This is a genomic window from Pseudactinotalea sp. Z1732 (assembly GCF_049724975.1).
Lineage (GTDB): Bacteria > Actinomycetota > Actinomycetes > Actinomycetales > Beutenbergiaceae > CALKWS01.
The window spans coordinates 627,575-653,987 of sequence record NZ_JBMPQC010000001.1 but is presented as its reverse complement, the minus strand read 5'-3'; the positions used below and the strand labels follow the sequence as shown (position 1 = coordinate 653,987).

Here is a 26,413-nt window from a genome sequence, read left to right as displayed (position 1 = left end):
GCGGTTCGGGCGTCGTCACCTGAACTTCGTGTCGTCGGCTTGGCCTCACCGCGGTCATACCGTCGTCAGGGCCCCCACGATCGCGGCCAGGGACTCCTTGGCGTCGCCGAACAGGACCTGGGTGCGCTCGGCGAACAGCAGTTCGTTCTCGATACCGGCGAACCCCGGGCGCATCGAGCGTTTCAGGAAGATCACCTGCCCGGCCCGGTCGGCGTCGATGATCGGCATCCCGTAGATGGGTGCACCGGGATCGGTGCGGGCTGCGGGATTGACCACGTCGTTGGCGCCCACCACGACCACGACATCGGTGTTGGGCATCGAGGGGTTCACGTCGCCGGCCTCGACCAGCAGGTCATAGGGCACGTTCGCCTCCGCGAGCAGCACGTTCATGTGCCCGGGCATCCGTCCCGCCACCGGGTGGATGCCGTAGACGACGTCCACACCACGCTCGCGCAACCCGGTCACCAACTCGGCGACGGTGTGCTGAGCCTGGGCGACAGCCAGGCCGTACCCGGGCACCACCACCACCCGGCGCGCATAGGCCAGGGTGATGGCCACGTCCTCCGCATCAGCCCTACGAACCGGACGATCGGAGGTCTCGGTGGATCCCGCCGTCGAACCCCGCAGCGCCCCGAAGAGGATGCCGGTGACCGACCGGCCCATGGCCCTGGCCATGGCGTGGGTGAGGATCGAACCGGCGGCGCCGACCAAGGTTCCGGAGATCAGCAGCAGGGTGTTACCCATCGCCCACCCGGAGGCCGCCACGGCCAGACCGGTCAGAGCGTTCAGCAGGGAGATCACGATCGGCACGTCCGCTCCGCCCACCGGCAGCACCAGCAGCACCCCGACGACCACGGAGATCAACGCGGTCGCGATCCCGGCGCCGACGCCGGCCGTCACCCCCACCATCACCGCACCGGTCAGGCCCGCCAGCACCCCTACCACCATCAGCACCGGGGCGCCGGGCAGCACCACCGGTCGGGAGGTCATCAACCCTTGGAGTTTGGCGAACGTGACCATCGACCCCGACAACGACACCGATCCGGCCACGATCCCGAAGGCGGTGGCCGGGCCCGCCACGGCGGTGCTGACCGCCAGTTCCCCGACACCCGGGCCGGCGGCGGAGAGTTCGGTCAGCTCGCTGATGCCCACCAGGGCCGCGGCGCCACCACCGACACCGTTGAACATCGCCACCAACTGAGGCATCTGGGTCATCTGCACGCGCGCAGCCGCGGGGATCGCGATCGCCGATCCGACCAGCATCGCGGCAAGCACCACGTACAGGTTCATCGCCTCGAACTCGGTGGACAGCATCACCACGACGACGGCGACCACTGCGCCGGCCACGCCCATCAGGTTCCCGTTCCGGGCGGTCCGCGGGGCGGCCATCGACTTCAGCGCCAGGATGAACAGCACGGCGGCGAGCAGGTACCCCAGTGCCGTGACCGTGGGAGGCAGCAGATCCACGACTCAGCCCTCCGCCCGGTCCGGTCGGCGTTCGGCGGAGAACATCCGCAGCATCCGCGCGGTGACCCAGAACCCGCCCACCAGGTTCACCGTGGCCAGGACCACTGCGAGGGCCCCGACGGTGGTGACCGCCCAGTGCTGGGAGTGGGCCGTCACGATGATCGCGCCCACCAGGATGATGCCGTGGATGGCATTCGCCCCGGACATCAACGGGGTGTGCAGGATGGTCGAGACCTTGGAGACCACCTCGAACCCCACGAACGCCGCCAGCACCAGCAGCGTGAGCGTCAGTACCGCGTCCATCACCGGCTCCTGCCCTCGTGGGTGTAACACATCCCGTGGATCAACTCATCGTTGAGGTTGAGGGTGAGGGTGCCGTCCTCGGCGACCATCGCACGGAGCACCTGGGCCACGTTCCGGGCGAACAGCCCAGAGGCGTCCACCGGGAGGTCCGCGGCCGCCGCGGCCAGCCCGAGCAACGTCACCTCACCGCCCCCACGGGTGGAGGGGATGCGCGCCTCCACCCCGGGCAGGGACCCCTCCACGTTCCCACCGGCCGAAGCGGCCAGATCGACGACGACCGAACCCGGGCGCATCGCGGCCACCGTGGCGGCTGCGACCAGTCGGGGGGCGGGGCGGCCGGGCACCGACGCGGTGGTGATCAGGACGTCGGCGTCCATGATGTGGTTGGCCAGGACGTCCTGTTGGGCGTGCGCGGCGCCGGCATCCAGGTCGCGGGCGTACCCGCCCGCCCCGGCCTGCGGGGCGATGCCGACGTCGATGAACTCCGCACCGACCGAGCGCACTTCCTCGGCGGAGTCGGGCCGGATGTCGTTGGCCGCGACCTTGGCACCCAGGCGCCGCGCGGTGGCGATCGCCTGGAGCCCGGCCACCCCCACGCCCAGCACGATCACCTTCGCCGGCGGCACGGTCCCGGCGGCGGTCATGGCCAGCGGGAAGAACCGGGGCAGGCGGATCGCGGCCTCCAGCACCGCCCGGTAGCCGGCGACGAAGGCCTGGGAGGACAGCACGTCCATCACCTGCGCCCGGGAAGTGCGGGGCAGTCGTTCGAAGGACAACGCGGTGATGGATCCGGCGTTCAGGGCCTCGACGATCACCGGATCCACCCCTCCGGTCAGGCCCAGGGTGATCATCCCCGGCGGCAGGGCCGCGATCCGCTCGGGATCCAGGGGCCGCACGTGCACCAGGACCTGCGTGGTCGCCAGGGCGCGGGCCAGATCACCTCCGGTGGCGACGGTGGCGCCGGCGGCAGCGAAGTCGTCATCGGTGTGCAGGGCGAGCGTCCCGGCCCCGGACTGGATGGTCACCGACAGGCCGTGGCGAGCCAACTGGGCGACTACCTCGGGAACGAGGGCCACCCTGGTCTCCGGATCCGGCTCGCGCAGAGCCACCACGGTGCTCACACTGCCCAGGTTAGGGTCGCGGATCGGGACGCGCTGGGGCTTTGGTCCCTGCGTGTGGGCGAGAACCCGTTCAGGCGTGGTCGGTGGTGCCCGCGCGTGCCGCGGCGACCACGGTCCCCGCCTCGGTCACGAGTCGGCGCATCGCCGCGGCGGCGGTGGGCCCATCCTGCTCGCGGATCCCGGTGGCGACGAGTTGGTGCAGCAGCACGGCGATGTCCCGGGGGTGGTCGGGCACCAGGTGCCGGGCGTGGCGGGCTTTGAGTGCCTCACCGATCGGGGCGTCGAGCGCGGCGAACATCTCGTTGCCGCAGTGCTGCAACAGGAGGGAATGGAACGTCAGGTCCGCCGCCAGGAACGCGTCCAGGTCGCCCGCGGCGGCCAGGGCCGCCATCGTCTCGGCCAGTGCCACGAGTTCGGCGCCCACATGCTCCGGCGCGTTCATCGCGGCCAGTTCCGCCGCCTGAGGTTCCACCGCGGTGCGCAACTGGGTCAGCGACACCAACTGTGCCGGTGCGTCCGGCCCGGCGAGGCGCCAGTGCACCACGTCCGGGGCGAACACGTTCCAGTGCGATCTCGGCGTCACCCGCACCCCGACCCGCGGGCGGGATCGGGTCAGGTGCAGTGATTCCAGATACCGGAGCACGTCCCGGATCACGGTGCGGGAGACCCCGAAATCGGCCTGGAGATCCTCGATCCGCAGCGTGGTTCCCGGAGGATGAACACCGGAGACGATGGCCTGGCCGAGTTGATCCAGCACCTGCCGGGACAACGTGTTCGGACGATCGGCCGGCACGGCTCACCCCTTCGTGTCTCCGGCCGTGCGGCCGGAGACGATGCGCTGTGCTGCGTCGGAGGTCGATGACGTGGCGGTCCTGGCGCTGGTACTCATTCGGTGGCGCACCCCGGACGTGCTGTTCAGCGGCAGCGTGGGCACTCCGGTCACGTCGGGTTCTCCGGTCACCACTCGGCGATGCTGCCGTCCTCGCGGTGCCAGCGAGGGGTGCGCCAGCGGTGCGGGTGCCGGCCGAGCTCGCGGACGACGTTCTCATCGATCTGCACGCCCAGGCCGGGCCCGGTGGGGCGGTGGATGTAGCCGTCGGAGAATTCGAACACGGAGGTGTCGAGCACGTAGTCGAGCAGTTCGTTGCTGCCGGTGTTGTAGTGGATGCCGATGGACTGCTCCTGGATCATCGCGTTCGGGCTTGCGAAGTCCACCTGCAGGCTGGCGGCCAGTGCGAGCGGACCGAGCGGGCAGTGCGGGGCCAGTGCGGCGTCGTAGGTCTCGGCCTGGGCGGCGATGCGCCGCACCTCCGAGATCCCACCGGCGTGGGCCAGGTCGGGCTGGACCACACCGACTCCGGCCTCCAGGGCGGTGCGCATCTCACCGCGGGAGTACAGCCGCTCCCCGGTGGCGATCGGGATCGAGGTACCGGCCACCAGGGTGCCCAGGGCGGAGGTGTGCTCGGGCAGCACCGGCTCCTCCACGAACAGCGGGTGCAGGTCCTCCAGCGCGGCGAGCAGCCGGCGGGCGTACGGCAGGGAGACCCGGCCGTGGAAGTCCAGGGCGAAGTCGCCGTCGTCGCCCAGGGCTTCCCGTGCGGCGCCGGCACGTTCGATCACGCCCCGGGTGTCGGCCAGTGTGCCGAGGTGGCCCACCGGGCCGGTGGCGTTCATCTTCACCGCGGTCAGGCCCGCTTCCCGGACCGCCTGCACGGCTTCGCGCACACCGCCGGGGTTGTCCCCTCCGACCCAGCCGTAAACCCGGATCTTGTCCCGGACCGCCCCGCCGAGCAGGTCGTGGACCGGTACGCCGAGTTCCTTGCCGCGGATGTCCCACAGGGCCTGGTCCACACCGGACACCGCCGAGGAGAACACCGGCCCACCGCGATAGAAGCCGGATCGGGTCATGGTGCCCCAGAGCTGTTCGATCCGGGTGTGGTCGGCGCCGATCAGAATGTCCTCGAACGCGTGCACGGCGGCCTGAGCGGTCTCCCCGTGCCCCTCCAGGCTCGACTCACCCCAACCGACGACACCATCGGTCGTCTCCAGGCGGACGAACAACCAGCGTGGGGCGGCCAGGAAGGTCTCCACGGTCTGGATCGGCATGTGACCTCCGTTGCGGACATACCTGCATGAGGCAGTGTTTGGCGACGCGGTGGCGCGGGCCGATCTGGCTGACGCAACTGTCCGCTCGGCCCGATCGGGCTCCCGCCGCTCTGGGCTCACGTATTGATAGCACTATTGATAGCGATCGTGCAATGTCCCCGTCTGAGGATGCCGGCGCGGCCCGGAGCCAGCGTCCGGTCAGGTCCCGCCCTGGGCGGCGATGAGTGCGGCTTCCCGCCGCGCCGCTTCCGGGTCGAGGTACTCCCCGCCCCGTGTTTCCGCGGCCAGTGGGGGATTGGACCGGCGGGCGGTGCTGGACTGGCCCGGGTCGGCGTCAGCACCGGTTCCACCGTCGGCCAGGGACTCGGTGCCGGCGCGATGGGTGGCTCCGGTGCTCGTATCTGCACCTACGGCGAACCGGTAGCGCAGCGGGCGCGCATTGGGCAGATTGAGCGCGGACAGTTCCTCGTCGTCCAGGTCGTCGATCACCGCGCAGAGCGCACGCAGCGAGTTTCCGTGCGCGACGACCAGGACGTCCTCCCCATCGAACAGGCGGGGCGTCAGCATTTGGTACCACCAAGGCCTGATGCGCTCGACCACGTCCTGCGGCGACTCGGTGGCGGTGAGGGCCTCAGCCGGCAACCGGTCGAACGGGGACAGGGTGCGCCACAGCGCCAGGGTGCGCTCGGGGAGGGGTGGTGGCCGTCCGGCATAGGAGCGGCGCCAGAAGCGGAAGCGTTCCGCACCGTGCTCGATGCGCACCTGCGCCTTGCTCAGGCCGGACAGTGCCCCGTAGTTGCGTTCGTTCAGGTGCCAGTCCCGCTCGATCGTGCCGGGGAAGCCGATCTCCTCGCAGATCAACTCGGCGGTACGCCACCCGCGCACCAGTTCGGAGGTGATGAGCGCGTCCGGGCGAAAGCCCAGGTGGCGCAACCGGGAACCGGCCAGGCCGCAGTCGCGGATCCCCGAGGGGGTCAGGCCCACATCCAACACACCGGTGAACAGCGACCGTGCGTTGGCCACCGACTCCCCGTGCCGGACCAGCATCAGCGTCCCAGGCGTCATAGTCCTACCCTGCCACCACGTCCGGTCTCACCCGCACGTGGCCGTACAGTCGCACAGCCGCTCGCATCCGGCCCCATCCGCTCGCATCCGGCCGCTCGAATCGTCCAATTGGATGCTTGTAGCGATCCCGAGCGCCCGGAACTCGCTGCAATCGTCCAATTGGATTAATGTGGCGGGTGTGGGGGGTGGGGGGTGTGGCGCGGGCCGGGGGTCACCACTCGCGTTCCGGCGGGATCAGGGTGCCAGGGTTGAGGTTACGGCTGGGGTCGTTGGCGCGCAGCAGGCCAACCAGCATGTCGGTGCCGGCCTCCCCGATGTCCTGCTCCAGCCACGGCTGGTGGTCGATACCCACGCCGTGGTGGTGGGACAAGGTGCCGTGGTAGTCCACGAAGGACTGCTGGATCGCCGACTTGACCAGGTCGTACTGGATGAGCGGGTCCAGGCCCTCCTTCGGCCGGAACGCGAACGTGAAGTACAGGCATGCCCCGGAGTGGTAGGAGTGCGACAGGTGGCACATGACGTACCCCTTCACACCCAGCTCCTCGTACGCGGTGTAGGCGTTGCGCATCGTGTTGACGTACAACTCCCCCAGCTTCGACCACGGTGCCGCCGTGTCGGAGACGTCCCCGAGGGCGCCCCGGTCCAGCAGGAAGTCCCGCAGGTACGGGGTGTCGAACTTCTTGGCGTCATACATCGCGCCCGGGCCCTTGCCCAGTTTGATCGCACCGTGCTTGCCGACGATCTTCCCGACGATGCCCTTGGTGTAGCGCATGTGAGCGGTGGTGCCCTCATACCCGATGTAACTGATGCAGACCTTGTCCAGGTCCCAGCCGCGCCGGCGCAGCACCTCGAACAGCCCCTCGCCGATCTTGGACGACAATGAGGTCGAGGCCTTGCGGGTCTGCAACGAGAACGCCGTCTCCGGGGCATCGGAGACCCGGGTGATCGTGGGTTCGGCGTCGGAGTTCGCGATCTCCTCCATGGCGGCCAGGCCGGCGGAGAAGTTCGGGAACAGGTAGGCGATCACGTCCCGGTTCTCCGGGAGCCGGTGCACGTGCACCCAGGCCTCGGTGATCACACCCAGGCGCCCCTCCGAGCCCAGGATCATCTCCCGCACGCTCGGTCCGGTGGATGTCGAGGGGAGGGGACGCACCACCACCACCTTGCCCGGCTGGACCATCCGCAGCCCGCGGGTGATGTCGGCGATGTCACCGTACTTGTCCGACTGCATCCCCGAGGAGCGGGTGGCGATCCACCCACCCAGGGTGGAGTGCCGGAAGGAGTCCGGCTGGTGGCCCATGGTCCAGCCGGTCCGGCCGAGTTGTTCCTCCAGGTCCGGACCGAGCGCGCCGGCCTGCACCCGTGCGAGTCCGGCCTGCTCGTCGATCTCCAGCACCCGGTTCAGCCTGCCCAGGTCCAGGGAGATGATCGGGCGGCCCTCCTGGGCCTGCGGGGTCAGGCTGCCGGAGATGTTCGAACCGCCGCCGAACGGGATGAGCACGGCGTCCGCGGTCACGGCGAGGTCGACGAGCGCTTGCACCTCGGCCTCGTTCGCCGGATAGACGACGACGTCGGGCACGCGGGGCAGGATCCCGGCCCGGATCATCACCAGGTCGCGCAGGCCCTTACCGTAGGTGTGCACCACCCTGTCGTAGTCGGTGGTGTTGACATGGTGATCTCCGAGGATGTCGCTCAGGGCCTGACCCACGTCCTCCGGCAACCGGCTGGCGGGGACGTCCAGGTCCTCGAACCTGGGCACCTCCGCTGCAGGTTCGGACAGATCCAAACCGATCTTGTCCTTGACGAACGGGGCGAAACCGGGCTTGTCCGTGTGGTTGAAGGCGATCCCTTCCACGCCCCAGCCCCACCACTTCTGGTGCTGCACTTCGTTCATCGGTGTCCTCCTGCTTCTTCTCCGCCGTCGTCGGGGCCGCCAGTGGCCGCCTCGGAAGTCGTGTGATCCTTGGTTCGGTTCTTCCGGCGCCAACGACGCCAGCGGCCGCCGGAGCCGTCCTTGGTGCCGCCCCCGTCGGTCCCGGGCGCCTCAGCCGGGTCATCCCCGGGTGCCTCCCCCGTCTTGCCGGACCGGGCCGCGTCGTCGTCGGCCGTGCCGCCCGGGTCCCCCGGGCCCGCGGTGGGTTCGTCGCCGCCCGGGGCTGCGTCGTCGTCGGCCTGGTCCTCGCCATGACCGCTGCTGGCGCTGGGAGCGCTCTCGGGCACCACCACGTACGGGGTCTGGTTGGTGAGCATGTGCCGCACCTGGGTGGTGAGGCGTTCGTTCAGGTCCGGCAGGTTCTCCCCGCGGCGGGCCTCGATCGGTTTGCCGATGATCACCTTCACCGGCAGCCGGCCCGGCTTGGGCCAGCTGGCACCCGGGGGCATCGCGTCGTGGGCACCGACCAGGGCCAGCGGCACCAGCGGCACCCGCAGCGCCCGCGCCAGCGCCGCCGCGCCGGGGGTGAACGGGGCCATCTCACCGGTGCGGGAGCGGGTGCCCTCGGGGAAGATCGCCAGCGGGATGTTCTCGCGCAACAGCGTCACCGACAGGCCGGCCTCACGCTTCTTGCCGCGGCCGCGTTCCACGGGATAGGAGTTGAAGAAGAACGAGGTGAGGGTACGGCGCCAGGCCTGCCGGTAGAAGTAGTCGGCCGCCACCGCGGTGGCCAGGTGACGGGTGACGCGCCACGGCAGGGCGGTGATGACGAGCGGGGCGTCCAGGTGGGAGGAGTGGTTGGCCACTACCACGAACGGGGGACGCAGGCCCTCCAGGTTGCCCTCACCGGTCACGGTGACCCGGGTGGTGGAGAACACGATCGGGCGCAGGATGAGGCGCTGTGCCACATACCGGGCCCATCGGTGCCAGGCCCAGTGGTAGCGGTCGGTGCGGCGCGCAGCCCTCATCCACGACCGCGTTTCGACATGAGTTTGCCGGCGACGGCGCGCACCAGCGGGCGGGGCAGGCGGCGCAGGAAGAAGCAGATCAGCCAGAACCGCTTGGAGGGGATGGACTCGACCTTGCCCTTGTCCACGTCGGCCAGGCAGTCGTTGACCAGCCGGGTCGAATCCAGCCACAACGCGTTCGGGATCGATCCGGTGCCGATGCCGGCCCGGTCGTGGAACTCGGTGCGTACCCACCCGGGCACCAGCGTGGTCACCTGCACGCCGGTGCCGGCCAGTTCCAGCGCGAGGGCCTCGGAATAGGTGTTCACCCAGGCCTTGATCGCCGAGTAGCCCCCCAGCGGGATCAACCCGGCCACCGACCCGACGTTGACGATCACGCCCGAGGCGCGCCGCCGCATCGCCCGCCCGGCCCGGCCCCCGAGCACCAGCACCGAGTTGACCATGAGTTCCACGGCGGAGGTGTGCTCGCCGATCTCCGCGGTGGTCAGCGGGGTGTGGATGCCGTGCCCGGCGTTGGAGATGAGCACCTGCACGGGGTTCTCATCGTCCTCCAGCCGCTCGGCCACCGCTTCCATGCCGGCCTCGGTGGCCAGGTCGGCGGTGATGGTGTCCACCGCCACGCCGTAGTCGCGGTGCAGTTCCTGCGCGGTGACGCTCAGTCGCTCGGCGTTGCGGGCCACCAGGATCAGGTCGCAGCCGCGCCCGGCCAGGGCACGGGCGAAGGACAGCCCGATTCCGGAGGTTCCCCCGGTCACCAGCGCGATCCCACCGATCGGTGAGGTCTGGATGTCCACCATTACCGGCCTCCAGCCCGGATCGAGCGCAACACCGGGGAGAACCGTCCCTCCGCCGTCGTCGTCCAGGCCCGTACCGGCCAGCGTTTGGCGCGCGCGTACCGGTACAGGGCCGCGTCGGGGTTCACCGCGCTGGGGTTGCCCACCACGTCCAGCCAGGGCCGGTCGGCGTAGGTGTCGCCGTAGGCGTAGGACTCCTCCAGGTTCAGGTTCTGCTCGCGGGCGTAACGCAGCAGCCAGGTGGCGCGGGCCTCATCCACCAGCGGGGAGGTGAGCAGGTGCCCGGTCCAACGTCCGGCCGGGTCGGTCTCCATCTTCCCGGCCACGATCTCATCGAACATGTCCGCCAGCGGCTCCACGAACACGTCGATCTGCCCGGTCACCAGCACGGTGCGGTGCCCGGCGGCGCGGTGTTCGGCGATGCGCTCCACGGCCTCGGCGTGCAGCCGCGAGCGCAACGAGGTGGCGACGCGTTCGGCGATCACCTTGCGCAGTTTCTCCTCGTGCACGCCGGCGTAGCGGCGCATGAAGGAACGGATGAAGTCACCACGATCGCGCCGTTCGGCCTGCAGGTAGGACGGTGAGGTGGCCACCATCCCGCCCAGGTGCTGCAGCGACTTGCGCGCCCCCTTGGCGGCCAGCTCCACCCAGATGTAGTGCTCCAGCAGGTTCGCCGCGGCCACGGTGCCGTGCAGGTCGAACACGGCCAGCACATCGGTGCGCTCGGGCAGGGTGGCACCCGTGGCCGACCGGGCAGGCCCGCGCTTGTCCCGGGAACGCATCAGACCCGGGACGGTGGGGATGTGCACTTCCTGCAGGTAGTGCGCCCAGTCGATCTCGGTGACGTCGAAGCCGTGCTCGGCGCGGCGCTCCGGCGGCAACGCCTCGTGCAGCGCACGGGTGTTGGCGTCGTCGAAGATCACCTCGGTCTGGGTGTAGGGCTGGTACAGGTCGGTGAACTTGCGCAGTGTGCCGAGGTCCCGCTTGGCCTTGTACAGGGTGGAGATCCACTTGCGGGTGGTGTCGTTGCCGGGCAGCCGGCCCACCGCGTTGTCCGCGGTGCGCACCGCCCACTCCCGGCGCCGCAGCCCGCGCTCCACCACCGGGGCGTTGGGGAAGGACCAGTTCGGCACATGCACCACCGAACCCTCCTCGTCCAGCAGCGGGTTGGCCCGGAAGTACTCCCGGATCAGGCGCAGGATCTGCCCGAAGCGCACCGGGTTGCGGATCCCGGAGGAAACCTGGAAGTACTGCGGCTCCCCTTCCGGGGGCGGCTCGGCGGCAGCGGCCAGGGTGGCGTTGACGACGTGGTCCACCGGGATGACGTCCAGGATGGCGTCGGCCAGGGCCGGGAACTCCGGAAGCAGGCCCCGCCCGTAGGCCGCGATGAGGGGATCGGCCACCTTGAACCCGTCGATCCAGCCCGGGTAGGGGTGCTTCAGGGAGGACTCGATGATCGTGGGCCGCACCACCGACAACCGGCGCGCTCCCCACAGGTCCTCGGCCGCACGCTCCCCCAGCGCCTTGGTGAGGGTGTACACATCGGGCCAGCCCAGCGACTGCGCGCGCGTGCGGGCCGCGCGCACCAGCTGGTCGTTGACCCACTCCAGCCGGGCTGCCTCGGCGGCCTCGGCCACCGCCTGCGCGCCGGCGCGCCGGTGCTCGCTCCGGGCCTGCTTGGTCAGCGAGCCGAGCACAGCCGGGGCCCGCGAGGCCGACTCGGCCTTCTCCCGGAAGGCCAGGGCCATCCGCGTCTCGGTGGCCCGGTCGATGTTGTGCTCCAGGCTCCGTTCTTCGGCCACGCCCTTGCGCAGACCGGCCACGTAGCAGGTGGAGACGTGCACCACGTGCGGGTTCGAGCCGGAGGCGGTCAGGGCGGTGTACAGAGCCTCCGGACCGCCGACGTTGGCGGCGAAGGCCTCATCGATGGGCAGATCGAAGGAGACCGAGGACGCCGAGTGGATCACTACGTCCAGATCTCCGGGTAACTCCGGCACCGAATCCAGGTCACCCTCCAGCACGGTGACCCGGCGCTGTGCCTCGGCGTCGGCCTGCTCGGCCCCGATCTCCTCACGCCACGGCTTGAACACCGCCTTGCGGAGCAACTTGTTGACGCGCATCCGCCCGGTGAGGGTGCCCCGTGGGCGCACCAGCACGGTGATGCGGGTGGAGGGATAGGCGCTGAGCAGTTTCTCCAGGACCGCCTGACCGACGAAGCCGGTGGCACCGGTCAGCAGCACATGGGCACCCTCGAGGGGCCGGGCGGCAGCACGTGAAGGTTCAGAGACGGACACCTCGGCTACTGTACGCGCAGTTGCCAGCGGTTGGTTCCATGTACAACGAATCTGGCGAACTCTGTGCGCAACACCGCGCGCCGGGGTGCGCCGGGCAGTGCGGACAGGGCGGTATCGGCCTGTGCCAGGAGCCAACGTGCCTCCGGGTGGCCGAGCACGTACCGCAGGATCGCCCCGATCCTGCGGGGTTCGGCGTACCGCGAACCCGGCCAGCGCCAGCCGCGCAGGGCCCGGTGCAGCGACCGGCGGGCGGGGGCGTTCGTGCCGGCCCGCCGGTGGATCTGTTCGGTGTAGAAGGCCACGTGCCGCTCGGTGCTGTGCAGCACCGAGCGGGTGAGGTCATCCAACGCCGGCACCAGTTCGGCCAGCCGGATCGTCATCACCCGCAGCGCGAAGGTGTCCGCCAGCCCGGTGGCCAGCTGGCCGGCGATCACCCGTGGTCCCAGGAGGTTCGTCCCGATCGCGGCCAGAGTCGGGAAGAACCGTTCGTGTGCCTGCTCGGCGAGCCGCGCCCGCAGGCCGGGCCCAGGTGCCTCCGGCGGCGGGTGGTCGGCGAGGACCCGGCCCAGCAGGTCGGCGAGCCAGTACTTCTCATACGCCCAGGTAGTCAGGAACGCGGTCACCTCGGCGTCGGCGTGGGTGGGGGTGATCAGCAGGTCCCGCAACCAGTCCAGGGCCGCCTGCTCGACGTCCCGGATGAGTTCCAGTGCCTGCAGCACGCCCGCGGGCAGGTCGGCCTGTGCGAGCGCGGCCTGCCCACCGGCGGCCAGGGTGATCGGGCGCGGGTTGTTGATGAAGTCGGCCATATCGAAGTCTCCGGCGGGACCGACGACGACGAAAGCCCGGCTCGCACGGGGCCGCGGGCTCATCCGGTGATCCCCCGGGCGTCCATCGCATCACCCACGATGGTCAGACCCTCCATGCCGGGCAGTTTCGCGATGTGGGTGTCGATCGCGTCGATCTCCCTGCGTCCTTCTGGGCCGGAGAACAGGTGCGACATCACGTGCTGCACCTCGCCATCGTCCATGATCGAGGAGCCGACCGGCTCCCAGGCCTTGCGCAGGGCGAGCCGGGCGAAGGTGCGGGCACGCTCGGAGCCGGTCAGGCGGGTGCGCGCCTGCGTGGCGTAGAACGCGACGTGACGTGCCTCCTGGGCGGCGATCCGCTTGAGCAGCACCGCCAGGCCCGGGTGGGGTTCCATCGCCGCGAGACGTTTGTAGGCGGCGCCGGCGGACCACTCGTTGACCGCGCCCCAGATCATGTGCACCGCGATGAAGTCCCGGCCGAGCACATTGCCCAGCATCGACTGCTTCACCGGCACCAGGCGCTCGCGCCAGCCGAGTTTGATGCGCTTGGCCTTGAGGTAGTCATACGTGACGCTCACCCCGTGGAGCCCGAGCACGTGCGCGAGCGCCTCCCCGTGCCAGAACTCCTCGCGGTTCCACATGGTCATGAATGCACCCACGTCGGCCGATCGCCGGGAGGGGGTGACCAGTTGGTCCCGCAGGTAGCAGACGGTGTGGTACTCCACCTCGCACATGTACCGCAGGGTTCGCAGCGACTCCGCGCCGAGCGGCTCGTCGACGAAGGAGTCGAAGTCCAGATCCTGCCACCGCACTCGATCGGATGAGCGAGTGAACCTGTCGACATCGAAGACCACCGTCGTCCCCTCGCTACTCGGCGGTCGCCTCGAGGTCCCTGCTGAGCAGGGCGGCCAGGTCGTCCAGGACCTTGTCCGCGCGCGGCCCGTCGGCGTAGAGCGTGACGGTGTCGCCACCCTTGACCCCCAGTGTCATCACACCCAGGATCGAGGACGCGTCCTGGGGGGCCGCTCCACTCTTGGTGATCCGCACCGGGATCCCGGAATCCTCAGCCGCACGGGTGAAGATCGCCGCGGGTCGCGCATGCAACCCCACGGCGGACTTGACCGTGACGGTGCGCTCGGCCATGAGCTCGCCTTTCACTGATCACGGATGGAAGTCTCATCCTAACGGGCTGGTCCCACCGCGCGGGGGGTTCGGCGGGGGCAGGTGATGAGCATCACCTGCGGCCGTGCGGACCCCGGCGCGGGGTCCCACCCGCAGGTTCAGTTGCGAGCGCCGCGGGCACGCACGCCGACCATCTCGTTGAACCGGTCGATCCGGCGCCGCAGCGGTGTCGCCAGGTAGCCACCGAGGGTCACTCCGGCGGCCAGCGCCAACCCGATCATGAACGCCCCGATCAGTTCGGAACTGCCCGCCAGCACGTGGTCACCCTCCACCAGCGCGAACATGCCCCGGTAGATCGCCAGCCCGGGCAGCAGTGGTGTCAGGCCCGCGATGGACAGCACGAGGGAGGGTGTGCGGGTGCGCTCCCCCACCGCCACGGCGGCCAGCCCCACGACCATCGCGGCGACGAAGGCCGAGGCCTCGAAGCCCATGCCCAGGTCGATCGCGCCCCAGCGCACCGCGGTGGAGCCGGCGCCGATGGCCAGCATCAACATCACCGTGCGCAAGCGCCCGTAGGAGGCCACCCCCCACGCGGCCGCGGCCACCCCGCCGCACGCGGCCTGCACCCACACCGACGTCTGAAAGGCCATCGACTCGTTGAGTACCAGGGGGATCCCGATCGCCCGCGCGAGGTTGAGCATCACACCGATGCCGGCCACGAGCCCGATGGTGTTGAGCACCACCTCGAAACTCCGGGCCGCTGCGGTGAGCGGATATCCCTGGATCGCATCGCCGGCCGCACCCACGAGGGAGAGCCCGGCCAACAGCACCACCATGCCGGCACCGACCACCACCGAGGGCGGGAGCAGGTGCGCCGGCCAGCCCAGCATGTCCCGGCCCACCATCAACAGCATCGCCACCAGCGTGGCCATTCCCGCGCCGATCACCTGCTGGAACAGGTAGGGCAGGTTCCGGCGTCGGAAGAACCGCAGCACCCGGTCGATCGCGGCCGAGGTCAGCCCGGCCACGAGTGCCACCAGGATCCCGCCGCCGAGCAGGCCCGCGATCGAGGCGCCCATCACACCCAGCGCCACGGTGACGATCCAGCGCCGGTAGGAGTGCGGGGAGGTGACGATCTGGTCGAATCGGGACTGGGCATCGAGCAGCGTGAGTTTGCCGGTGGCGACGTCGTCGATCATCCGGTGCAGGTCGGTCAGGCGTGAGTAGTCGGCGGTGCGCACCGAGATGATCCGCACCTTGGTGAGCGGGTCGTCGCTGCGGTCGATGGTGGCGGTGATGGAGATGAAGGTGATGTCGATGTGGCAGTTGGTCACGCCGAACCCGGCGGCCATCCGCAGCAGATCCACGGTGGTGTCGGCAACCGCCGCTCCGGTGCCGATCAGCGCCTCGCCCATCCGCACCACCAGGTCCAGCACGTCCCGCTCCACCGGCAACGGCAGGCTGGAGGTACGGCGGGGGGCACTGAACTGCTCGGTGGGCGGGGAGGTCGCGGCCATGGCTGCCCGGGCCCGGTGCCGTAGCGGACGACGCAGCGGAGCCGGTGCGGACGGGGACTCTCCGGCCGATGGCAGGAACGTGGGTGGCGGGCTGGTGGCCGGTGGGGTGGGCATCACCGGGGTGTTGGCCGAGGGCGTGAAGGAGGGCGGAGGCGGCGACGTCGTCTCGGAGGGTGCGGCCCCGGCCGGTTCCGCACCGGAACCGGGCGTGACCGCACGGCGACCGACCGGCACGCCGGGGAGGCGGCGCCCCGGGCCGCGCCGGTTGCCCTGGTCTGCCGAGCCGGAATCGTTCACGCTTAGCACCGTAGAACACCCCGGGCCCGGTTGCCGAGGGGGATTTCGTTCCGTGCCTGGTGATGACCACCACACGTCGGGCCGGCACCGGCATTGCAGGACGCTTCGGGGCGCCCCGCCGCCGCCCCACGCCTCTCACGCAGGCCTCCCCCACCGCCCTCCACGCTGCCTGCGCCGCCCCGAGGACGGGTTCGACCGCCGCGACCATCCGGCCTCCTCGCTTGACCGCACCGTCCCGGTGGACGAGCCTGTGCGTCCATGGACGACGGCGAACTCCGGCGCGCACGAGGCGCCCACCTACGCAGGGTGCTGGCCTGGGCGGGGGCTGCCGTCGTCGTCGTCGGCGGTTGTGCACAGCCGCCCGAGCCGCTGCCCGCGCAGATCGAGTGCACCCACCAGTTCCGGCCCGACGCCGACCGGGACGCCGGCGCCACCCATGACACACTGGTCATCGAGCAGGGCGAGAGCGCCGAAGCCGAGTTCGATGCGATGGCCCTGCAGGTCACCTACACCGCGGGGCAGCCGGACGGGAACGGGGTGCGCGTGGTGGTCACCGGCGATACCGGAGAGCCGCTCAGCGAGTACCTGTACCAGGCCGGTACCGCCGCGCAGACGCTGCACACCGAGTTCGCCGGTGGGCACGGTTTCACCGGCCTGCTCACGACCTACGACGACGACGCCCGGCTCCAGTTCTGGTGCTCGGCGAACCGGGCGGCGGAAACCCCCTAGCGGTGGCGCGGGGTTGCCACCGTAGTGATCCCGACTGACCGGCGCGGCCGCCTCAGCGCCACAGGCGACGGGTGGCCAGCTCGGCGCCCTTGGCCAGGGTGTCGAGCTTGGCCCAGGCGATCTGGGCGTGCACCCGCCCACCGAGCCCGCAGTCGGTGGAGGCGATCACGTTCTCCCGGCCGACCCGGGTGGCGAACCGTTCGATGCGCTGGGCGACCAGTTCGGGATGCTCCACCACGTTCGTGGCGTGGGAGACCACACCGGGCAGGATCAGTTTGCCCTCGGGCAGTTTCACCTCGTCCCACACGGTGTACTCGTGCGCGTGCCGCACGTTGCCGGCCTCGAAGGTGTAGGCGCCGGCGTTGACGCCCAGCACGGTGTCGATGATGTCGCGCATCGGCAGGTCGGTGGTGTGCGGGCCGTGCCAGGACCCCCAGCACAGGTGGTAGCGGATCCTGTCCGTGGGCAGCCCGCGCAGGGCATGGTTGAGTGCCTCCACCCGAACCCGGGTGAACGCCAGGTAGTCCTCCAGTGCGGGCTCGGGCTCGATCTGGTCGAAGTTCTCCGCGATGGAGGGGTCATCGATCTGCAGGATCAGGCCGGCGTCGATGATCGCCTGGTATTCCGGCCGCAGCACCTCGGCCCACGCCTCCAGGAGCTCGTCGTCGCTTCCGTAGTACTCGTTCGCGATCCGTGAGGCCGAACCCGGAGCCAGGGAGGTGATGAAGGCATCGGACACCCCGGCAGCGTCCGCGGCCGCCTTCAGGTGCGCGGCGTCGGCGGCGATCGCTTCTGCCCCGGTGTAGGACAGCGGGCCGGTGACCTTGGGGAATGCCGGCGCCTCCCCCACCATCACCCCGGAGGTGGGGTCGGTGTAGGCCTCCCGGAAGGCCTGTTGATCCCGCCGGAAGGCGAAGCCGGTGAGTTTGGTGCTGCCCGGTTCGGAGATGTGCCGCTCGGTGACCCACTTGGCGGACTCATCCAGTTCCAGACCCGCGGTGCGCTGGAAGATGTAGGACCACCACGCCCCGAAGTCCATCGGCGAGGTCATCGCCTTGCCGTACTCGCCGTCGCCCACCACCGTGATGCCGGTGTCGACCTGGCGCTGCACCAGGTCACGGACCTGCTCGCCCAGGAAGTCGTCGAAACCCGCCACCTCCTCGCCGCCGACCCGGGCGGCGTTGGCCTCGATGAGTTCGGGGGTGCGCGGCAGGGAGCCGGCGTGACTAGTCTGGATCTTCTCGGCGCTGTTCAGCATGGTGGCATCGTGGCACAGCCGGCCACCGGGCTCATCCCGGGTCGGCAGGCCGGGCACGCCCCCTTGGTAGGTAGGCCGGGCTGGGCACGCCCCCTTGGTAGGTAGGCCGGGCTGGGCACGCCCCCTTGGTATGTAGGCCGGGCTCATCCCGGGTCCGTAGGCCGGGCACGCGTCACGTCCACGGGCCCGGCACGCCCCCTTGGTACGTTCGATGCCCGGGGGCGCCGACACGTTCGGCGCCCCGCGGTAACGAAGGTCCGGGCGGACGGGAGCAGGAGGTGGCGCACATGGCGGCACACGACGACGCCGGTGACGCGCACACACCGGCGCACCGGACCGCCGGTGGGGTGCAGTCGGTGAGCCGGGCGCTGGAGCTGCTGGACCTGATGGCCGGTGCCGGTACGGACATGTCGCTGTCCGAACTGGCCGGGGGCACCGGAATGGCCGCAGCGACCACGCACCGGCTGATGCGCACCCTGCTCGCCCATGGCTACGTCCGGCAACTCCCCTCGCGCCGCTACGGGCTCGGTCCGGCGCTGATCCGTCTCGGTGAGCAGGCCGGCCTGCACCTCGGCGCCGCGGCGCGTCCACACCTGGACGACCTGGCGGCGCAGGCCGGGGAGACGGTGAACCTGGCGATGCTGGACCAGGACATGGTGGTCTACGTGGCCCAGGCCGCCTCACGGCACTCGATGAGGATGTTCACCGAGGTGGGCCGGCGGGTGCACGCTCACTCCACCGGGGTCGGCAAGGCCGTGTTGGCCGAACTGCCCGACGCCGCGGTGCTGCGGCTCCTCGAGCGTGCCGGGATGCCCCCGGCCACCGAGCACACCATCACCGGGCCCGAGGAGTTCCTGACCGAACTGGGCACCATCCGCAGCCGTGGCTATGCCATCGACGACGGTGAGCAGGAGGTGGGGGTGCGGTGCGTGGCCATGGCTGTGCCCGAGGCGCCCACCCCCACCGCGGTCTCGGTCTCGGGCCCGGCCGCCCGGCTCGACCTGGCCGGCCTGGAGGCACTGCTGCCCGCACTGCGCCGCACCGCGGGCGTGCTGGCCGAGTTGTACGCCACCGAGGGCCCCTGACCGCCACCCGCACCCGAGGCCGACGGCCACCGCCACGCCACCCGAGGCCGAGGGCGAGGGTTACTGCCGAGGGCGAGCGGTCTACCACTCGTCCTCGGCGCGCAGGGTCGTCCTCGGCGGTTGTTGGGTGGGCCGTCAGCGGGCTGCGGCCTTGGCCTCGCGGCGGCGCCGGTGCAGGATCGGTTCGGTGTAACCACTGGGCTGGGTGGCGCCGGCGAAGATCAGTTCCTCCGCGCTCGCGAAGGCCACCCCGTCGAAGTCCGGGGCCATCGGCCGGTAGTGCGGATCGCCGTCGTTCTGGGCATCGACCACCTGCGCCATCCGCCGCAGGCTGTCCCGCACCTGCTCGGGGCTGACCACGCCGTGGCCCAGCCAGTTGGCCAGCAGCTGGCTGGAGATGCGCAGGGTGGCGCGGTCCTCCATCAGGGCCACCTCGTGGATGTCGGGCACCTTGGAGACGCCCACGCCCTGGTCTACCCAGCGCACCACGTAACCCAGCAGCGACTGCACGTTCAGGTCCACCTCCTCGGCGCGCTCGTCCTCAGACCACTGCCCATCACCCAGCGGGATGGTGAGCAGGTCCGTCAGCGTGGCGGGCTCCCGGCCGGCCAGGTCGCGCTGCCGGGCGGGCACATCCACCCGGTGGTAGTGCAGTGCGTGCAGGGTGGCGGCGGTGGGTGAGGGCACCCACGCGGTGCTCGCCCCGGCCTCGGGGTGACCGATCTTCTGGTCGAGCATGTCCGCCATCAGATCCGGCATCGCCCACATGCCCTTGCCGATCTGACCGTGTCCGGGCAGGCCCACCTGCAGGCCCACGTCGACGTTGTGGTCCTCGTAGGCGAGGATCCAGGGCTGGGTCTTCATGTCCGCCTTGCGCACCATCGGCCCGGCGGCGGAGGACGTGTGGATCTCATCACCGGAGCGGTCCAGGAACCCGGTGTTGATGAACACCAGCCGGTCGCTGGCTTCGGCGATGCAGGCCCTGAGGTTGACCGTGGTGCGGCGCTCCTCATCCATCAGCCCCAGTTTCAGGGTCCGTTCGGGCAGGCCCAGCAACTGCTCCACCCGGGCGAACAGATCCACGGCCAGGGCCACCTCCTGGGGGCCGTGCATCTTGGGTTTGACGATGTAGACCGACCCGTGCCGTCCGTTGCGCCACGGATTGTCCGGATCGAGGCTGGGGAGGGCGGCCAGGGTGGTGAACACCGCGTCCATGATCCCCTCACCGATCTCGGCGCCCGATGCGTCGAGCACCGCGTCGGTGGTCATCAGGTGCCCCACGTTCCGCACGAACAGCACCGCCCGTCCGCTGAGCACCAGGTCCGAGCCATCCGGGGCGGAGTACTGGCGGTCCTCCGCCAGGGTGCGCATCTTGCTGCGCCCGCCCTTGTCGAAGGTCGCGGACAGGTCCCCGCGGTTGATCCCCCACCAGTTGCGGTAGGCGGCGACCTTGTCCGCCGCGTCCACGGTGGCCACCGAGTCCTCGAAGTCGATGATGGAGGTCAGGGCCGATTCGATCTGCACGTCCGCGATGCCGGCGGGGTCGGCCCTGCCCACCTCGGTACCCGAATCGAAGAGGATGTCGATGTGCAGGCCGTGATGGCGCAGCAGCACCGACCAGGGCTGGTCGGGCGGGCCGCCGTACCCGGCGAAGGCACCCGGATCGGCCAAGGGGGTCACGCCGTCGTCGGTGGTGACCTGCAGGTGCCCCTCGGCAACGCGGTACGCCCGGGCCCGGGCGTGCGAGCCGCGGGCGAGCGGCACGAACTCATCGAGCAGGCTGCGCACCAGTTCCACGACCTTGGTGCCCCGCGCGGTGTCGTACCCGGCGGTGGGGATCAGGCCGGGCAACGCGTCGGTGCCGTAGAAGGCGTCATAGAGGGACCCCCACCTGGCATTGGCCGCGTTCAGGGCGTAACGGGCGTTGGTCACCGGGACCACCAACTGCGGGCCGGCGAGGTCAGCGATCTCCGGATCGACGTCGGTGGTGCTCACGCGCACCGGTCCGGGTTCGGGCACCAGGTAGCCGATCTCGGTGAGGAATCGCTGGTAGGCCCCGGAATCGACGGGGGCGGGGTGCTCGCGGTGCCAGGCGTCGATCGCGCTCTGCATCCGGGTGCGCTCGGCGAGCAGGTCGGCGTTCCGCGGACCCAGGTCACGCACGATGGCGGCGAAGCCGGACCAGAAGTCCTCGGGGGCGATCCCGGTTCCGTCCAGGATCTCGGTGGTGAAGGCGTCCAGTTCGAGGTGCACCTGCAGGCCGGCGCGCTGGATCCGGTCGGTCATCGGGGAGTCTCCTTGGTGGTGGGGGTCGGTGGGGTCGCGTCGGCGGCGAGGATGACGCCGGGGTTGAGGATCTGCTCCGGGTCCAGCGCGGCCTTGATCCGCGCCGAGACCTCCAGCACGTCGGCGCCGACCTGGGCGGCCAGCCAGGGCTGCTTGAGGCGTCCCACGCCGTGCTCACCGGTGATGGTGCCACCCAGGTCGATGGCTAGGTCCATGATCTCGCCGTAGGCGGTCTCGGCACGGGCGCGCTGGGCGGGGTCAGTGGGGTCGACCACGACCAACGGGTGGGTGTTGCCGTCGCCGGCGTGGGCGATGAAGGCGATCGGGACGTCCCGGTCCCGGGCGATCTGCTGCACGCCCTCGATCAACTCACCCAGCCTGGGCAGGGCAACACCCACGTCTTCCAGGAGCAGGTGGCCCAGGCGCTCCACCGCGGGGATGGCGAGGCGCCGGGCGTGCACGAAGTTCTCCGCCATCTCTCCGACGGCCTCGTGCGCGTCGGTGGCCCCGTGCTCGGTGAGGGCGGTCAGCAGCGCGGTCACCTCGGGTCCGTCCGGGTGCTGGTCGTCGGTGCCGGCGATCACCAGCGCGGCCGCGGAGCGGTCCAGCCCGAGGCCGAGTTCGTCCTCGACGCAGTTGACCGCCAGTTGGTCCATGTACTCCAGCATCGAGGGGCGGATGCTTCGCGCGGCGGCATGCACGGCGGCGGCCGCCGCGCCGGAGTCGTCGAACCAGCCGACGACGATGCGCGCCCGGGGAGGTTGCGGCAGCAGGCGCAGGGTCGCCTCGGTGATGATGCCCAGCGTGCCCTCGGACCCCACGAACAGGCCGACCAGATCCAGGCCCGCCACGTCCTTGATGCGGGGGCCACCGACCTTGATGGCACGACCATCGGCCAGCACCACTTCCAGGCCGAGCACGTAATCCCCGGTGACGCCGTACTTCACGCAGCACAGGCCACCGGCGTTGGTGGCGATGTTGCCGCCGATGGAGCAGAAGGTGAACGATGCCGGGTCCGGGGGGTACCACAGCCCGTGCTCGCCGGCCGCGCCCTTGAGGTCGGCGTTGATCACGCCGGGCTGGACCACGGCGGTAGCGGTGCCGGGGTCGATCCGGACGGCGCGCATCCGCATCGTGGAGACGACCAGGCCCCCGTCGAGTGCTGTGGCCCCTCCGGACAGTCCGCTGCCCAACCCTCGCGGCACGATCGGGACCCGGTGCTTCCCGGCCCAGCGCACCGCCGTCTGAACGTGTTCGGTGGACTCGGCGAGGACGACGGCGATTGCCGTGCCGGCTGCCGGGTCCAGCGCGCGGTCGCGGCGGTGGGCCTGCAGAACCTCCGGATCGGTCTGCACGATCGACTCCGGCAGGTCGCGGCGCAGCTCGGTGAGGGCATCCATCACATACGATTCCACAATACGGAACACGAATATCGCATAGTTGAATCTATGCTCGAGGATCGCTGCACGTCAAGGGTGTTCGGGGCGGGCCACACCCCGGTGCGGAGTTCATCGAAGGCATGTTCCACCGTGACATCGCAGGCCTCTGTGCACCACCCCGGGGCGCAGGCGGGACCGGCCAGTGCGCGGGGGCCGGGACGAGGTGGGCTGGGGCCGAGGCGGCTCCGGCCGCCGGGCAGGGCCGGGACGATGTGGACCGGACCGAGGCGCTGCAGGACGGGTAGCGCCCGGGCCGCCGCCCCGGGGAGAACTGAGAGGTGGCTCCCGGTGCCGACGACAGGGTGCCGGCGCTGGGGAGCGGCTCAGACCTGGTCGGCCTCGCGGGTGGTGGGGGTAGCGACGCCGCTCAGGGCCAGTTTCTCGGCGTAGTGGCAGGCGACCCGACCATCACCCAGGGTGCGCAGCGCCGGACGGTCGGTGGGACACAACTCGGTCTGCACGTGGGGGCAGCGGGTGTGGAACAGGCAGCCGTCCGGTTGGTTGGCCGGGTCGGGCAGATCGTCGGTCCCGGCGCGCTTGAGCCGTGCCTCCCGGCGGGAGGGGTCCGGGATCGGCACCGAGTGCAGCAGCGTCTCGGTGTAGGGGTGCCGGGGCCGGCGATAGAGTTCGCCGGTCTCCGCCTCCTCGGCGATCTTGCCCAGGTACATCACCGCCACCCGGTCGCTGACGTGCTCGACCACGGACAGGTCGTGGGAGATGAACAGGTAGGTGAGCCCGAACTCTTCCTGCACGTCCACGAGCAGGTTGAGGATCTGGGCCCGGATGGACACATCCAGCGCCGAGACGGGTTCATCGGCGATGACCAGGCGTGGGTTGGTGATCAGCGCCCGGGCGATGTTCAGCCGCTGGCGCTCCCCGCCGGAGAAGGCGTGCGGGTAGCGGGGCATGTACTCGGGCCGGATACCCACCCGGCGCAACATCTCCGCCACCCGGTCCTGGCGTTCGCTGCCCGAGGCCATCTTGTTCACGAGCAGCGGTTCGCCGACGATCTGCTCCACGGTCATCCGCGGGTTCAGGGAGGAGAACGGGTCCTGGAAGATCACCCGCACCTGGGTGCGGTACTTGCCCAGGGCACGACCGCTCAGCGTGGCCAGGTCCACCTGGTCACCACCGGCCTCGCGGTACAGGATCTGCCCGGAGGTGGCATCGATCAGCCGAGCGATCGCCCGGCCCATCGTCGTCTTGCCACAGCCGGACTCCCCGACCAGGCCCATCGTCTGGCCCGGCGCGATGCTCAGGTCCACCCCGTCCACGGCTCGCACGTTGCCGGTGGGGCGGCGGAACATCCCCCCGCCGATCGGGTAGTGCTTGGTCAGGCCCTTGACCTGCAACAACGGCTCGACCGAGGCGGCCGGCGCCTCCTCCGGCCGGCGCGGCTCGACGACGGCGACCGGTCCCACCGTGGGGCGGTCACCCTGGGCCGGGGGACCGGACTCGACCGGCTCGGACGCACCTGCCGGCTCGGACTCCTCTACTCCGGGGGCCTCGGGCACCGAGCCGGGGGCATCGGGGTGGCTGTAGAGATAGCAGAAGGTGCGGTGGTCCTGGTCGAAGTCGGTGGCCGGGGGCATCTCCTGGTCGCAGATCCCGGGCATGGCGAAATCGCACCGGCTACGGAACGGGCAACCACTGGGCCGGTTCTGCGGGTGCGGCACCATCCCGCGCACGGTGCGCAGACGCTGGCGCTCCCCGCCGTCGCGCACATCGGGGATCGAGCGCAGCAGGGCCTGGGTGTAGGGGTGCTTGGGCTCGGAGAAGATCTGCTCCACCGTGCCGCGCTCGGCCACCTTGCCCAGGTACATCACGGTCACCTCGTCGGCGATCTCGGCCACCACGCCGAGGTCGTGGGTGATGAAGAGCATGCCCATCCCGTTCTCGGCCTGCAGGTCCTTGAGCAGGTCCAGGATCCTGGCCTGGGTGGTCACATCCAAGGCGGTCGTGGGCTCATCGGCGATCAGCAGTCTCGGGTCACAGGACAGCGCGATCGCGATCATCACCCGCTGACACATACCCCCGGAGAGCTGGAAGGGGAAGACGTCCATGCGCCGCTCCGGGTGCGGGATCCCCACCCGGCGCAGCAACTCCACACCCACCTCCCGCGCTGCTTCCTTGCTGATCTCCCGGTGCAGGCGGATCGTCTCGATCAGTTGCGCGCCCACGGTGTACATCGGGGACAACGACGACATCGGCTCCTGGAAGACCATCCCGATCTGTCCCCCGCGGACCTGCCGGATCTCCTCCCCGTCGGTGTCCAACGCGGCCAGGTCCACCGGTTCGCCCCCGTCGGGGCTCCACAGCACCTTGCCGTCGACGACCTCCCCGGGTGGCTCGATCAACTGCAGCACCGAACGGGCGGTCATCGACTTACCGCACCCCGACTCCCCCACCACACACATCGTGGTACCCGGGCGCACCGCGAAGTCGACCCCGTCCACCGCCTTGACCACACCGTCGGGGGTGGTGAAGTGCGTACGCAGACCCTCGATGCTCAACAGCGCCCGATCAGCGGCCACCGCCTCACCCCGGGCCTCGGGGTCCATCGTGGTGGCCCCACCGTGGTCCGTGCCCATGGTCACCTCACCGGTTCGTCGCTTCATAGGATCAGCAGATCTTCCCAAAGGTCAGTTCTTGTAGGGGTCGGCCGCATCGCGCAGCCCGTCCCCGAAGAAGTTCATTGCCAGCACGGTGATCACCACCGGGATACCGGGCAGCAGGATCCACGGCGCGGTGGAGACCGCCCGGATGTTCTGCGCCTCCTGCAGCAACACACCCCAGCTCACCGTGGGCGGTTGCAGGCCGAGGCCGATGAACGACAACGCCGTCTCGGCCAGGATGATCGTCGGGATGGACAGTGACAGGTTGGCGATGATGTGGGAGGTGAAGGAGGGCAGCATGTGCCGGAACATCACCCGGGACTGACTGGCCCCATCGGCCACGGCGGCGGTGACGTACTCATCACTGCGCACGGCGAAGAACTTGCCCCGCACCTCCCGGGCCATCCCCACCCAGCCGACCAGGGAGATCACCACCGTCAGGGCCAGATACCGCTGCACCGGTGACCACGACGACGGCACGGCGGCGAACAGGGCCATCCACAGCGGGATCGTGGGGATGGACATGATCAGTTCGATCGCGCGCTGGATGAGGTTGTCCACCCGGCCCCCGACGTACCCGGAGATGCCGCCGATGATCACCCCCAGGAACAACGACAGCAGCACCCCGATCAGACCGATCGACATCGAGATGGTGGTCCCGTGGATGATCCGGGACAGGATGTCGCGGCCGTTGGCGTCGGCCCCGAAGAGATACATCGGCGGCCCGTTGATATCCACCGGCCCGATCAGGCTGCGGTCCCAGGGGATGAAGCCGAACAGGTTGTACTCCTCCCCGCGCACGAAGAAGCCGATCGGGATGATCTCCTCCTCATCCAGGCTGAAGGTCAACGCCAGGGTGTCCGGATCCTGCTCGAAGGTGTACCCGTTCACGTGGGGGTGGAAGGAGCCCTCGTGGAAGAGATTGATCTGCTGGGGCGGCGCATAGGGGTACTCGGAGTTGTGCGCGGTCTGGGAGTACGGCGCCAGGAACGGGGCGAAGATCGCGATGCCATAGATCAGCACCGTGATCACCCCGCACACCAGCGCGACCTTGTGCCGCTTGAAGCCCCACCACACCAACTTGGACTGCGAGGCCAGCGCCAGATCGCGCCCACCCTCACGCTGGGCTTCGGGTTCCTCGGTCTCCGGGGTCTCCAACTCGGTGCCGGTGCGCGGCATGAACGGTTCGGTCATGGTGAGCCCTCCCT

At 70.2% G+C, this 26,413-nt stretch carries 22 protein-coding genes; 2 read left to right on the top strand and 20 right to left on the bottom strand.

The window, feature by feature from the left end; translation table 11 throughout:
• Positions 1-54: 54 nt before the first annotated feature.
• From ACPL7H_RS03075 to ACPL7H_RS03005, 15 genes are all read right to left on the bottom strand, one after another.
• Positions 55-1,467, bottom strand: coding sequence for an NAD(P)(+) transhydrogenase (Re/Si-specific) subunit beta (locus ACPL7H_RS03075; protein WP_424795641.1), 1,413 nt, complete (start codon positions 1,465-1,467; stop codon positions 55-57).
• A 3-nt stretch (positions 1,468-1,470) separates the two neighbouring features.
• Entirely contained in the window at positions 1,471-1,770 is a 300-nt protein-coding gene (locus tag ACPL7H_RS03070) for an NAD(P) transhydrogenase subunit alpha (RefSeq protein WP_424787195.1), read from the bottom strand.
• On the bottom strand, positions 1,770-2,891 hold the full coding sequence (locus ACPL7H_RS03065) for an NAD(P)(+) transhydrogenase (Re/Si-specific) subunit alpha (RefSeq protein WP_424795640.1): 1,122 nt from the start codon (positions 2,889-2,891) through the stop codon (positions 1,770-1,772). Before ACPL7H_RS03065 ends, ACPL7H_RS03070 begins: the two co-directional genes overlap by 1 nt.
• Before the next feature lie 70 nt (positions 2,892-2,961).
• Entirely contained in the window at positions 2,962-3,684 is a 723-nt protein-coding gene (locus ACPL7H_RS03060; RefSeq protein ID WP_424795639.1) for a FadR/GntR family transcriptional regulator, read from the bottom strand.
• A 3-nt stretch (positions 3,685-3,687) separates the two neighbouring features.
• Positions 3,688-3,855 carry a hypothetical protein gene (locus ACPL7H_RS03055; RefSeq protein WP_424795638.1) on the bottom strand — a complete coding sequence of 56 codons (168 nt, stop codon included), beginning with the start codon at positions 3,853-3,855 and terminating at the stop codon, positions 3,688-3,690.
• Entirely contained in the window at positions 3,849-4,997 is a 1,149-nt protein-coding gene (gene dgoD / locus ACPL7H_RS03050; RefSeq protein WP_424795637.1) for a galactonate dehydratase, read from the bottom strand. Before dgoD ends, ACPL7H_RS03055 begins: the two co-directional genes overlap by 7 nt.
• 198 nt (positions 4,998-5,195) lie before the next feature.
• Entirely contained in the window at positions 5,196-6,062 is an 867-nt protein-coding gene (locus ACPL7H_RS03045) for a 2,3-bisphosphoglycerate-dependent phosphoglycerate mutase (protein ID WP_424795636.1), read from the bottom strand.
• Positions 6,063-6,273: 211 nt separating this feature from the next.
• On the bottom strand, positions 6,274-7,956 hold the full coding sequence (locus ACPL7H_RS03040; protein ID WP_424795635.1) for an FAD-binding oxidoreductase: 1,683 nt from the start codon (positions 7,954-7,956) through the stop codon (positions 6,274-6,276).
• On the bottom strand, positions 7,953-8,963 hold the full coding sequence (locus ACPL7H_RS03035; RefSeq protein ID WP_424795634.1) for a lysophospholipid acyltransferase family protein: 1,011 nt from the start codon (positions 8,961-8,963) through the stop codon (positions 7,953-7,955). The genes ACPL7H_RS03040 and ACPL7H_RS03035 overlap by 4 nt, the downstream gene beginning before the upstream one ends.
• Positions 8,960-9,760, bottom strand: a complete 801-nt coding sequence (locus ACPL7H_RS03030) for an SDR family NAD(P)-dependent oxidoreductase (RefSeq protein ID WP_424795633.1) — start codon at positions 9,758-9,760, stop codon at positions 8,960-8,962. The genes ACPL7H_RS03035 and ACPL7H_RS03030 overlap by 4 nt, the downstream gene beginning before the upstream one ends.
• A complete protein-coding gene (locus ACPL7H_RS03025) occupies positions 9,760-12,051 on the bottom strand; it encodes an HAD-IB family hydrolase (RefSeq protein ID WP_424795632.1) in 2,292 nt (763 codons plus the stop codon). The genes ACPL7H_RS03030 and ACPL7H_RS03025 overlap by 1 nt, the downstream gene beginning before the upstream one ends.
• A gap of 5 nt (positions 12,052-12,056) precedes the next feature.
• A complete protein-coding gene (locus ACPL7H_RS03020; RefSeq protein WP_424795631.1) occupies positions 12,057-12,920 on the bottom strand; it encodes a hypothetical protein in 864 nt (287 codons plus the stop codon).
• Positions 12,917-13,711 carry a ferritin-like domain-containing protein gene (locus ACPL7H_RS03015; RefSeq protein ID WP_424787206.1) on the bottom strand — a complete coding sequence of 265 codons (795 nt, stop codon included), beginning with the start codon at positions 13,709-13,711 and terminating at the stop codon, positions 12,917-12,919. The genes ACPL7H_RS03020 and ACPL7H_RS03015 overlap by 4 nt, the downstream gene beginning before the upstream one ends.
• Positions 13,712-13,724: 13 nt before the next feature.
• Positions 13,725-14,000 carry an HPr family phosphocarrier protein gene (locus ACPL7H_RS03010; protein WP_424787207.1) on the bottom strand — a complete coding sequence of 92 codons (276 nt, stop codon included), beginning with the start codon at positions 13,998-14,000 and terminating at the stop codon, positions 13,725-13,727.
• Between the two features lie 137 nt (positions 14,001-14,137).
• Positions 14,138-15,793, bottom strand: coding sequence for a threonine/serine ThrE exporter family protein (locus tag ACPL7H_RS03005; protein ID WP_424795630.1), 1,656 nt, complete (start codon positions 15,791-15,793; stop codon positions 14,138-14,140).
• A 258-nt stretch (positions 15,794-16,051) separates the two neighbouring features.
• Between ACPL7H_RS03005 and ACPL7H_RS03000 the strand changes: the two genes are divergently transcribed.
• Positions 16,052-16,522, top strand: coding sequence for a hypothetical protein (locus tag ACPL7H_RS03000; RefSeq protein ID WP_424795629.1), 471 nt, complete (start codon positions 16,052-16,054; stop codon positions 16,520-16,522).
• A gap of 52 nt (positions 16,523-16,574) precedes the next feature.
• Here ACPL7H_RS03000 and ACPL7H_RS02995 read toward each other — a convergent pair whose 3' ends face one another.
• Positions 16,575-17,780 carry a cobalamin-independent methionine synthase II family protein gene (locus tag ACPL7H_RS02995; RefSeq protein ID WP_424795792.1) on the bottom strand — a complete coding sequence of 402 codons (1,206 nt, stop codon included), beginning with the start codon at positions 17,778-17,780 and terminating at the stop codon, positions 16,575-16,577.
• Positions 17,781-18,067: 287 nt separating this feature from the next.
• On the opposite strand from ACPL7H_RS02995, the gene ACPL7H_RS02990 reads away from it, so the two are divergent.
• Positions 18,068-18,865, top strand: coding sequence for an IclR family transcriptional regulator (locus tag ACPL7H_RS02990; protein WP_424795628.1), 798 nt, complete (start codon positions 18,068-18,070; stop codon positions 18,863-18,865).
• Between the two features lie 135 nt (positions 18,866-19,000).
• Here the strand turns inward: ACPL7H_RS02990 and ACPL7H_RS02985 are convergent, their stop codons facing one another.
• From ACPL7H_RS02985 to ACPL7H_RS02970, 4 genes are all read right to left on the bottom strand, one after another.
• Positions 19,001-21,151, bottom strand: a complete 2,151-nt coding sequence (locus tag ACPL7H_RS02985; RefSeq protein ID WP_424795627.1) for a malate synthase G — start codon at positions 21,149-21,151, stop codon at positions 19,001-19,003.
• Entirely contained in the window at positions 21,148-22,551 is a 1,404-nt protein-coding gene (locus tag ACPL7H_RS02980; protein ID WP_424795626.1) for an FAD-binding oxidoreductase, read from the bottom strand. Before ACPL7H_RS02980 ends, ACPL7H_RS02985 begins: the two co-directional genes overlap by 4 nt.
• Before the next feature lie 362 nt (positions 22,552-22,913).
• Complete coding sequence (locus tag ACPL7H_RS02975) at positions 22,914-25,208, bottom strand: dipeptide ABC transporter ATP-binding protein (RefSeq protein ID WP_424795625.1); 2,295 nt, start codon at positions 25,206-25,208, stop codon at positions 22,914-22,916.
• Positions 25,209-25,232: 24 nt separating this feature from the next.
• The gene (locus ACPL7H_RS02970) at positions 25,233-26,399 is read right to left on the bottom strand and encodes an ABC transporter permease (RefSeq protein WP_424795624.1); all 1,167 of its coding nucleotides are present in this window, start codon (positions 26,397-26,399) and stop codon (positions 25,233-25,235) included.
• Positions 26,400-26,413 lie beyond the last annotated feature (14 nt).

Coding starts and splice junctions, on each gene's coding strand:
- ACPL7H_RS03070 (WP_424787195.1), bottom strand. CDS start 1,770: ATGGACGCGGTACTGACGCTCACGCTGCTGGTGCTGGCGGCGTTCGTG.
- dgoD (WP_424795637.1), bottom strand. CDS start 4,997: ATGCCGATCCAGACCGTGGAGACCTTCCTGGCCGCCCCACGCTGGTTG.
- ACPL7H_RS03045 (WP_424795636.1), bottom strand. CDS start 6,062: ATGACGCCTGGGACGCTGATGCTGGTCCGGCACGGGGAGTCGGTGGCC.
- ACPL7H_RS03040 (WP_424795635.1), bottom strand. CDS start 7,956: ATGAACGAAGTGCAGCACCAGAAGTGGTGGGGCTGGGGCGTGGAAGGG.
- ACPL7H_RS03035 (WP_424795634.1), bottom strand. CDS start 8,963: ATGAGGGCTGCGCGCCGCACCGACCGCTACCACTGGGCCTGGCACCGA.
- ACPL7H_RS03030 (WP_424795633.1), bottom strand. CDS start 9,760: ATGGTGGACATCCAGACCTCACCGATCGGTGGGATCGCGCTGGTGACC.
- ACPL7H_RS03020 (WP_424795631.1), bottom strand. CDS start 12,920: ATGAGCCCGCGGCCCCGTGCGAGCCGGGCTTTCGTCGTCGTCGGTCCC.
- ACPL7H_RS03010 (WP_424787207.1), bottom strand. CDS start 14,000: ATGGCCGAGCGCACCGTCACGGTCAAGTCCGCCGTGGGGTTGCATGCG.
- ACPL7H_RS03000 (WP_424795629.1), top strand. CDS start 16,052: ATGGACGACGGCGAACTCCGGCGCGCACGAGGCGCCCACCTACGCAGG.
- ACPL7H_RS02995 (WP_424795792.1), bottom strand. CDS start 17,780: ATGCTGAACAGCGCCGAGAAGATCCAGACTAGTCACGCCGGCTCCCTG.
- ACPL7H_RS02990 (WP_424795628.1), top strand. CDS start 18,068: ATGGCGGCACACGACGACGCCGGTGACGCGCACACACCGGCGCACCGG.
- ACPL7H_RS02985 (WP_424795627.1), bottom strand. CDS start 21,151: ATGACCGACCGGATCCAGCGCGCCGGCCTGCAGGTGCACCTCGAACTG.
- ACPL7H_RS02980 (WP_424795626.1), bottom strand. CDS start 22,551: ATGGATGCCCTCACCGAGCTGCGCCGCGACCTGCCGGAGTCGATCGTG.
- ACPL7H_RS02975 (WP_424795625.1), bottom strand. CDS start 25,208: ATGAAGCGACGAACCGGTGAGGTGACCATGGGCACGGACCACGGTGGG.
- ACPL7H_RS02970 (WP_424795624.1), bottom strand. CDS start 26,399: ATGACCGAACCGTTCATGCCGCGCACCGGCACCGAGTTGGAGACCCCG.